The organism is Desulfovibrio inopinatus DSM 10711, assembly GCF_000429305.1.
In the GTDB taxonomy this organism is placed as follows: domain Bacteria; phylum Desulfobacterota; class Desulfovibrionia; order Desulfovibrionales; family Desulfovibrionaceae; genus Alteridesulfovibrio; species Alteridesulfovibrio inopinatus.
The window spans coordinates 1-8,075 of record NZ_AUBP01000048.1; the positions used below are offsets into that span (position 1 = coordinate 1).

Sequence of the window (8,075 nt, forward strand, 5' to 3'; positions counted from 1 at the left end):
CGGGAAGCCTGCTTCAAGATAAGATCTCCCTGAAGACTCCGAGAAGATGACTCGGTTGATAGGCCGCATGTGTACGTGCAGCAATGTACTTAGCAAAGCGGTACTAATAAGTCGTTCGACTTATTTTCCTTCAAACTATCCTGTTTCTTATTTTACTTATATATCACCAATATTTCCTGGTGACCAAGGAGGAGGGGGTACACCCGATCCCATTCCGAACTCGGAAGTTAAGCCCTCCATCGTCGATGATACTGCGGTCATAACCGTGGGAAAGTAGATCGTCGCCAGGATTCTTTTCAAATGCCACACACGGCAACACAAAGCCCGAACTTGATGAAAGTTCGGGCTTTCGTGCGTTCTGGATAGTGGCTTAACTTCGTGTCCACAACTTTGTAGCAAGATCACTCTCGCGCTGGACCGTGGGGCGCTATCTTGATACTCCTCAAAAGCCCGCCAAGCGAGCCTTGCAGCAAAATCCGGTACAGGTGAAATATTGGCTTGAGACAAAGTACCCCGCGATTGAGCGGCAGGCCAAGGATGAAGGCGCTCGCATTTGGTGGAGCGACGAAACCGGTCTGCGGAGCGATCATCAGAGTGGGATAACTTGGAGTGAAAGGGGGCAGCCCCCTTTGGTTAAGATCAGTGGCAACCGTTTCAGTTGTAACATGATTTCAGCAGTAACAAACCGTGGAGACATGAGTTTCACGGTTTTCGAAGGGCGTTTCACCACCAAGACTTTCTTGGAATTCCTGAAGCGACTGGTGAAGCAGCAAGCCGGACGGAAAGTCTTCATCATCGTTGATCGACATCCGGTTCATAAGGCCAAAGCCGTAGAAGAATGGATTGCGGCGCAGCAAGGAAAAATCAGGTTGTTTTTCCTGTCAGCCTATAGCCCTGAGCTCAACCCCGACGAACTGGTAAATCAAGATTTAAAAAGCAACGCTTTCCGGCAGGAGAAGGCCAAAGATAAATCCGATCTCATGCAGAGGACGCGCAGTTTTATGCGAAGCCGCCAACGCCGACACGAGCGTGTGAAACGTTATTTTCAGGCAAAACATGTCGCATACGCAAAAGCGGCATAGTTAAAAATTTTATGCACTGATTCATATTAGTTGACTCTGTACATACCGACCCGACGATTAATCCCGCTTTTTCGTGCAAATCTGAACTATATTGGTCGAGCACAACAGGACCATACTATCACAATATAGCTTGGCTCGTTGATTTCTCCGACGGTAAAGCAACTGCAGATGATGTTTATAACGGTAAAGGCTATGAATTTTACGTCAGATGCGTTCGAGAAGGATACTAAGCAATACTCCGTCACGAAATAGGACGTAGACAATCAAAACTCTATAAACACGATAAAATGGGACTCGTCATGAAACGAGTAATGCCTGTATGTTTTATCATTCTTTTTCAGATCTTATTTTTTTCTGGGTGCAGTAAATTAGAAGGAGATAGCTCCCGATCTTGCAAAGTCGCTTCGATGGTGGCAACAACATAAACCGCATGATAACGAGTATGTCTTTGTAAATACATAAAAAAGAAGTCCATCTTATGGACAACCTTATACAAACAGAAATAAGTTGTTGGCGTCATTGTGCAAAAAGGCAGGAGTAAAACGATTTGGATTTCATGCGATGCGCCGTTATGTTGGAAGTCTTCTTGCCAAGAATGGAGTTGCGATGAAAGTTATTCAAAGTGTGCTTCGACATAAGCAACTCGCTCACACTGAAAAGTATGGAAACGGACTTGACGTCGATATGTCCAGTGCTGTCAGTAGGTTATCAAGGTGCCTTTTCCCAATCAGCCCCACACAACTCCCCACATTGCTGCATGTGGTGAAGTAAAATATTTATAAATCTAAAATGTTACCGCTTCACCAATCCCTCAACATCTTCGGACTACCTCTGGCGCGTACATTAGAAGTCTTAGTATCTTGTGGGGGGATCGTTCCAAGGCAAGGCTGAACGATCGTATATTCACGGTATTTTCCAGGCAAAGTCCAACCAAGTTTCCACTTGATTTTGGAAGTGAGACGTCACTATTGATCTGGAATTGCAGACTTTTTGATCTAAGTGAAGGCGTCCACTTTAACCAAAAGGTTGAGATGATGAGCGTTGAGGCACAAAAGCAAAACGCCTGGAGACCCAAAAATCGCCAGGCGAATATCGACAAATCAGAACTTTCTATCGAACGCTACCAACGGGAGCGTTCTGCACGGGGTTTTGCTTCATTGACCTTGATGTTGCGCCCGTCGAACTCTTTACCATCCAGATTGTGGATGGCTTCAATGGCGCCGCTGTCTTCCATTTCAACAAAACCGAAACCACGCGGGCGACCAGTTTCTCGGTCCTCGATCAGTTTAACTGAAGTCACTTCGCCATAAGCCTCAAAGGCTGTGCGAACTTCACTTTCACTAGTGGACCAGGACAAGTTGCCGACATAAAGATTCTTGGACATTCAATTCTCCTAAAAAAGTAACTCTGGAATGACTCCCGTGCGCCAAAAAAAAGGAACAATGTACGGGGTGCGTACATTGCTCCTCGATGTGTCTTGTTGTAACTACAGCCAGTTCTGGTCACAATTTGACCGCGCCTACACGGGTGCGACTGACTAAGTAAGGCAATATGTCCTTTTCTTCAGTTGAAGTCAAGGACTATCTTCATGTTATAAAGATTGTTGATTTTACGAGGTGCTGCGTACTAAAAGTACAAGATGATGTCCCACAAACTTCCCGCTAATGGAATATTAAGACTAATAATTACATATAGTTAGAGTAAGGTAGACCCGTTTGAATTGGACCACGGCGCGGCGAACTTAAGATGGACTGGTTCGAAAATTACGCCGCATGAGTCCAGATTTTGCGCGGACTCATCTTGGAGCTGATAGTAAAAACTCGACCGGTGCAGGTGAAGCAGTCTGCATTGTCTCCGGATACTGAGCTCGGGATGGCTGATATCGACAATCCCTTGCCTTGGCTCACAGCTCATATTTTGGCGAAGGCTTGTTGCAAAAAATCTTTTTCCACCGTGAGCTGTCCTATTTGGGCATGTAATTCTTTGATCTGGGCGTCGTTAGCTTGCTGATCTTTCTGGATTTTCGTGGAGAAGGAAGCGACACCCCCCTCCTTGACTTGTTTTTTCCATTGAGAAATTTGGTTGGGATGGACGCCATGCTTGCTCGCCAATTCAGCCAGTGTTTGATCACTGGTCAACGGCATCAAGGGCTACACGAGTTTTGAATTCAGCAGTGAACTTCCTTCTTTTCTGGGACATGAACACCCTCCTCAGGGCTGTTTACGTCCACCTTAACACCTGGTCCAGTTTTATGAGGCCACTTCACTTATTGCATTTTTTTAAAAATTAAAAACATCCTAGCTCACTAACAGAAGACTATTTCTTTTTTTTTGCAAGACAAGACTGGAACAAACAATTAAGAATATTTTATGGAGATATCTTTGTCATGCCAGAGAAAAAGCCCTCTTCTAAATCGTTCAAGGAAGACAACACTGACTCGCTTCAAAGGTCCGGAAACCCTCTCGCCATTGTGGGGATTGGTGCATCAGCCGGAGGTTTGGCGGCTTTTGAAGCCTTTTTTTCCGGCATGCCTCACGATCCCGCTCCGGAAATGGCTCTTATTTTGGTACAGCACCTTGCCCCAGACCATAAAAGTCTCCTGGCTGAACTTATTCGCCGTTATACCAGCATGCATGTCTTTGAAGTCGAGAATGGGATGGAGGTTTTACCTCACTGTGTCTACATCATTCCGCCTAATTGTGATATGACTTTTCAAGATGGTAAGCTTCAATTGATTAAGCCTATCGCTCGTCGGGAACAACGTCTGCCTATTGATTTCTTTTTTTGTTCTTTGGCTAAAGAACTGCAGGAACGGGCCATAGGAGTCATACTTTCGGGTTCTGGCAACGATGGTACGCAGGGGGTTCGAGCCATCAAAGCCCAGGGAGGGATGGTTATCGCACAAACTCCCGCATCGACAGAGTATGATAGTATGCCACGTAGCGCCATCGCAACAGGTTTGGTTGATTACGAGTTAGCACCAGCCGAGATGCCTTCCTATATTATCGCATATGTTGCCCATACTTTCGGTATGTCACTCCAGGCTTCGGCTATACCGAATTCCACAATTGAAAATATATCACCCCAAATACACATTCTGCTACGCGCTCAGACAGGACATGATTTTTCCCAGTACAAACCTTCCACCATTAATCGTCGCATAAAACGCCGTATGGCCATGCATCAAATAGCCATGCAAGATGAATACATACAGTATTTACAGCAAAATTCGGTAGAAGTAGAAGCACTCTTCCGAGACCTGCTCATTGGCGTGACTGGTTTTTTCCGCGACCCTGAAGCTTTTACGGCACTCGAACAACAGGTTATCCCAAAACTTTTTACTGGCAAGACAGTTGGTTCTATCGTTCGAGTTTGGTCCCCTGGGTGCTCTACCGGGGAAGAAGCCTATTCTATAGCCATTCTGCTGCAAGAATACTTGGAATCGGTACAACAACGTTTCGACGTTCAGATTTTCGCCACCGATATTGATAGCCAAGCGATCGCCATAGCGAGAAGCGGGCTCTATCCATCCAATATTGTCAAAGATGTCTCACCTGAACGACTATCACGTTTTTTTACAGCGGAGCCAGATGGATGTGCCTACCGCATTCACAAAAGCATTCGCGACATGCTTGTTTTTTCTGAGCAAAATGTGATTAAAGATCCACCTTTTTCAAAGATCGACTTGATCAGTTGCCGCAATTTGCTCATCTACCTGGGAGCAGAGTTGCAAAAACAACTTATCCCCCTTTTTCATTACGCCTTAAATCCGGATGGTTTTCTTTTTTTGGGTACTTCTGAGACAGTGGGCGACTTTAGTGATCTTTTTACCACCCTGGATCGCACATCTAAGCTCTATCAACGCAATGATAATTCGCGAAGTGGACAGAATACGGCTGCGGGGCGATCCGTCCCTCTCATGACAACCAATACAACGCTCCCACAGTCTGTTCGCAAGGAAATGCATCTCAGCAAACAACCATCACGCGAATTGGTTGAACAAACGCTTCTGCATCAGGACGACTTGTCGGGCGTACTTGTCAATGCTCAAGGTGACATACTCTATCTCCACGGTCGAACGGGACAATACCTGGAGCCCACGCCAGGTGAAACAAGTGTCAATAATATCATAAAAATGGCACGTGAAGGCTTACGTCGAGAGTTAAGCACAGCCCTGCACAAAGCCCGGTCTTCCAGAAAGACTATGCGGCGTTCAGGGCTTCGGGTCAAAACGAATGGAGACTTCACCTTTGTTAACTTGAAGGTCTGTCCAGTAATTTCTGATCAAAACATCTTACTTAAAACTCCTCTCTATCTTGTTATCCTAGAATCAATGCCACTTTTTGATAATGACCAGATGCAACAAATCCATCTTTCTCCGCAAAGTAATGAGAATTTAAAAATATGCAATAAAGAGCCTGATGCTACCATCACTGCATTGCGACAAGAATTGAAGTCAAAGGATGAATACCTTCAGACTACAATTGAGGAACTTGAAACGTCTAATGAAGAACTCAAGTCATCAAATGAGGAAATGCAGTCAATTAACGAAGAATTACAGTCTTCCAACGAAGAGCTTGAAACATCAAAGGAAGAGTTGCAATCGGTCAACGAAGAGTTGACTACCGTCAATACTGAACTGCAAAATAAGTTAATTGATCTAGCGCAAGCCAACAACGATATGAGCAACTTGCTCGCTGGGACGGGTATCGCCACGCTATTCGTGGACCATAATTTGTGCATACTACGTTTCACTCCTGCTACCACCCGAATTATCAATTTGATCCAATCTGATGTTGGACGGCCCGTTGGCAATATCGTCTCAAATATGGTAGGCTACAATAATCTAATTGGTGATGTGAGAACTGTATTGAACACACTGCTTCCTAAAGAGGTAGAAGTACAAATAGAAGAAGGGAAATGGTATACGATGCGTATTTTGCCCTACAGAAATCTTGATAATGTAATAGAGGGCGCAGTCATCACCTTTGTTGACATCACCGAGATGAAGAAGTCACATGAACTCTTGCAGAAAGCCAACGAGCAACTCCGTTTGTCGATTGTTGCACGAGATTCTAAAGATGCTATTGTTGTACTCGATTTAAATGGGAATATTATAACATGGAACTCTTCCGCACAGAGATTTTTTGGATGGAGTGAAAAAGAAGCACTGACCATGAATGTCCAGGATATCATCCCCCCCAATACGCGAGAGCAAGAATTAGAAAATATGCGTTGGGTTGCCAAGGGAGAGAAGCCCCCCTCCTATGAAACTCGACGTATTACCAAAGAAGGACGCGTTGTGGAGGTGTGGTTGACAGTTGGTTCCTTGATCAATGAGGAAGGTCAAGTCTACGCTATGTCGACGACGTATCGAAACTCCCAAGAGAGGCCAGGAACATGAAAAACAAATTACGAATGCAAGCCGAAGCGTTGGCTAACGCAAATGAGGACATGCGTGAGCATGCTTATTCTTATGAGGAAATGCGCCAGATAGTGCATGAACTGCACGTGCATCAGATCGAATTGGAAATGCAAAACGAGGAGCTTCGCCGCTCTCAGGCGGAGTTGGATGTCGCACGGACGCGCTATTTCGATCTCTATGATCTCGCTCCAGTCGGATATTGCACCATAAGTGAGCAGGGACTTGTTATTGAAGCGAATCTCACTATAGCAACTATGCTTGGGCTAGCCCGGAACGATTTAGTCGGGAAACCTTGGACTCGTTTCATTTATAAAGAAGATCAGGATCTTTATTATCAGCAACGCAAAAAACTTTTTGAGACCGCTCTGCCGGCCTCGTACGACTTGCGTTTAAAGAAAAAGGACGGAAGTGAATTATGGGTTCACGTGGCGACCACCATCGCCAAAGATGCCGACAGCATACCTTCTTGCCGTATAGCAATGCATGATATCAGCGATCGCAAACAAGAAGAGGAGTTTCGGGAAGGTGTCGAGCGCATTATTCAACACGACATAAAGGGGCCGCTTATCAATCTTTTTAGTTTAGCCCAGCTAGTTATAAACGACAAACAAAATGTCGATATTATGCAGATCTTTCCGCAAATAATACTCGGCATTCGACAAATTATTCATCTCATCAATGCTGTAGAACCATTACGGAAAATGGAAAAGGGTGTGTATATCCCTTCCAAAGAACCTATTGATATTGAGCAGGTGGTCAAATCGATACAAGATTCCTTGACAGTATTGTCTTCGAAAAACGAGGTGGCGATTCTTCTCCAGGTGCAACCTTCCAGCGAGTGCCAGTTGTACGGCGAAGCCTTTCTTATCGAAGACATGCTTATGAATCTGATGAAAAATGCCGTAGAGGCATCACCCAAGGGAGAACGTGTGACAATCTCCTGTCAAATGGAGCGAGGTAAATTGCGCATTACCATTCACAATATGGGCGTCGTACCTGCGGCCCTGAGGAAGCGATTTTTTGAGAAGTATGCCACTGAGGGAAAACTTTATGGTACAGGCCTCGGCACATACAGTGCTCAACTTATTGCCAATGCGCACGGTGGTAGCATAGGATTCACCACGTCCGAGGCCGAAGGGACCACTATCACCGTTATTCTTCCCTGCGGAGATAGAGAATAACGCTCATCCACTCGGTTCTTTGGCGATCTGAATCGCCGAACAGCCATTAGGGCGTGTTTCTAAATAAAATCCTAGACATTGAGATTGGTTATAGCATTGTATCCAGATGAGTCGCCACAACATTTCAGACGATCTATGGCAGCGCTTCCAGCCTTTTCTTTGCCCACCTCGCCAAGAACGGCGAGGTAGACCACCCAAAGATGCCCGACTTATGTTCAACGGCATCGTGTGGGTTCTCCGTACCGGTGCCCCATGGCGTGATCTCCCAGAGGAATTTGGCCCCTGGCAAACTGTTTATAAACGGTTCAATGCTTTGGCCAAGTCTCATATTTGGCAAGAAATTCTTGCTACTTTTTCCCGAGAAGCGGATCTCGAAGTGATTCATTT

General features: G+C 45.3%; 7 protein-coding genes, 2 rRNA genes and 1 pseudogene. 8 read left to right on the plus strand and 2 right to left on the minus strand.

The annotated features are described in order from the left end of the window. The 5 genes and pseudogenes from G451_RS0119975 to G451_RS35430 all read left to right on the plus strand — a co-directional run. Positions 1-128, plus strand: a 23S ribosomal RNA gene (locus G451_RS0119975); the annotation flags it as partial. 47 nt (positions 129-175) lie between these two features. Beyond that, positions 176-290: ribosomal RNA gene (gene rrf, locus G451_RS0119980) — 5S ribosomal RNA — on the plus strand. 123 nt (positions 291-413) lie between these two features. Continuing rightward, positions 414-1,082 (plus strand): annotated as a pseudogene (locus tag G451_RS30650) (IS630 family transposase); the annotation flags it as partial. 23 nt (positions 1,083-1,105) lie between these two features. Further along, positions 1,106-1,312: an Lcl C-terminal domain-containing protein gene (locus G451_RS35425; protein ID WP_084448682.1), complete on the plus strand. Its 207-nt coding sequence runs from the start codon at positions 1,106-1,108 to the stop codon at positions 1,310-1,312. A gap of 280 nt (positions 1,313-1,592) precedes the next feature. Then, positions 1,593-1,853: a tyrosine-type recombinase/integrase gene (locus G451_RS35430; protein WP_169727918.1), complete on the plus strand. Its 261-nt coding sequence runs from the start codon at positions 1,593-1,595 to the stop codon at positions 1,851-1,853. A gap of 349 nt (positions 1,854-2,202) precedes the next feature. Here the strand turns inward: G451_RS35430 and G451_RS0119995 are convergent, their stop codons facing one another. Both G451_RS0119995 and G451_RS30655 read right to left on the minus strand, forming a co-directional pair. Then, a complete protein-coding gene (locus tag G451_RS0119995; protein ID WP_027185642.1) occupies positions 2,203-2,466 on the minus strand; it encodes an RNA recognition motif domain-containing protein in 264 nt (87 codons plus the stop codon). A gap of 526 nt (positions 2,467-2,992) precedes the next feature. Continuing rightward, on the minus strand, positions 2,993-3,226 hold the full coding sequence (locus G451_RS30655) for a transposase (protein ID WP_156921749.1): 234 nt from the start codon (positions 3,224-3,226) through the stop codon (positions 2,993-2,995). Between the two features lie 242 nt (positions 3,227-3,468). Between G451_RS30655 and G451_RS30660 the strand changes: the two genes are divergently transcribed. From G451_RS30660 to G451_RS33825, 3 genes are all read left to right on the plus strand, one after another. Beyond that, entirely contained in the window at positions 3,469-6,486 is a 3,018-nt protein-coding gene (locus G451_RS30660) for a chemotaxis protein CheB (protein ID WP_084448681.1), read from the plus strand. Beyond that, positions 6,483-7,688 carry a PAS domain S-box protein gene (locus G451_RS0120010; RefSeq protein WP_027185643.1) on the plus strand — a complete coding sequence of 402 codons (1,206 nt, stop codon included), beginning with the start codon at positions 6,483-6,485 and terminating at the stop codon, positions 7,686-7,688. The genes G451_RS30660 and G451_RS0120010 overlap by 4 nt, the downstream gene beginning before the upstream one ends. Before the next feature lie 106 nt (positions 7,689-7,794). Continuing rightward, positions 7,795-8,075, plus strand: a 281-nt coding sequence (locus tag G451_RS33825) for a transposase (RefSeq protein ID WP_027182666.1), incomplete at its 3' end; no start/stop codon positions are given.

Excerpts from the sequence above, each read along its gene's own strand:
- G451_RS0119995 (WP_027185642.1), bottom strand. The coding sequence starts at position 2,466 with ATGTCCAAGAATCTTTATGTCGGCAACTTGTCCTGGTCCACTAGTGAA.
- G451_RS30655 (WP_156921749.1), bottom strand. The coding sequence starts at position 3,226 with ATGCCGTTGACCAGTGATCAAACACTGGCTGAATTGGCGAGCAAGCAT.
- G451_RS30660 (WP_084448681.1), top strand. The coding sequence starts at position 3,469 with ATGCCAGAGAAAAAGCCCTCTTCTAAATCGTTCAAGGAAGACAACACT.
- G451_RS0120010 (WP_027185643.1), top strand. The coding sequence starts at position 6,483 with ATGAAAAACAAATTACGAATGCAAGCCGAAGCGTTGGCTAACGCAAAT.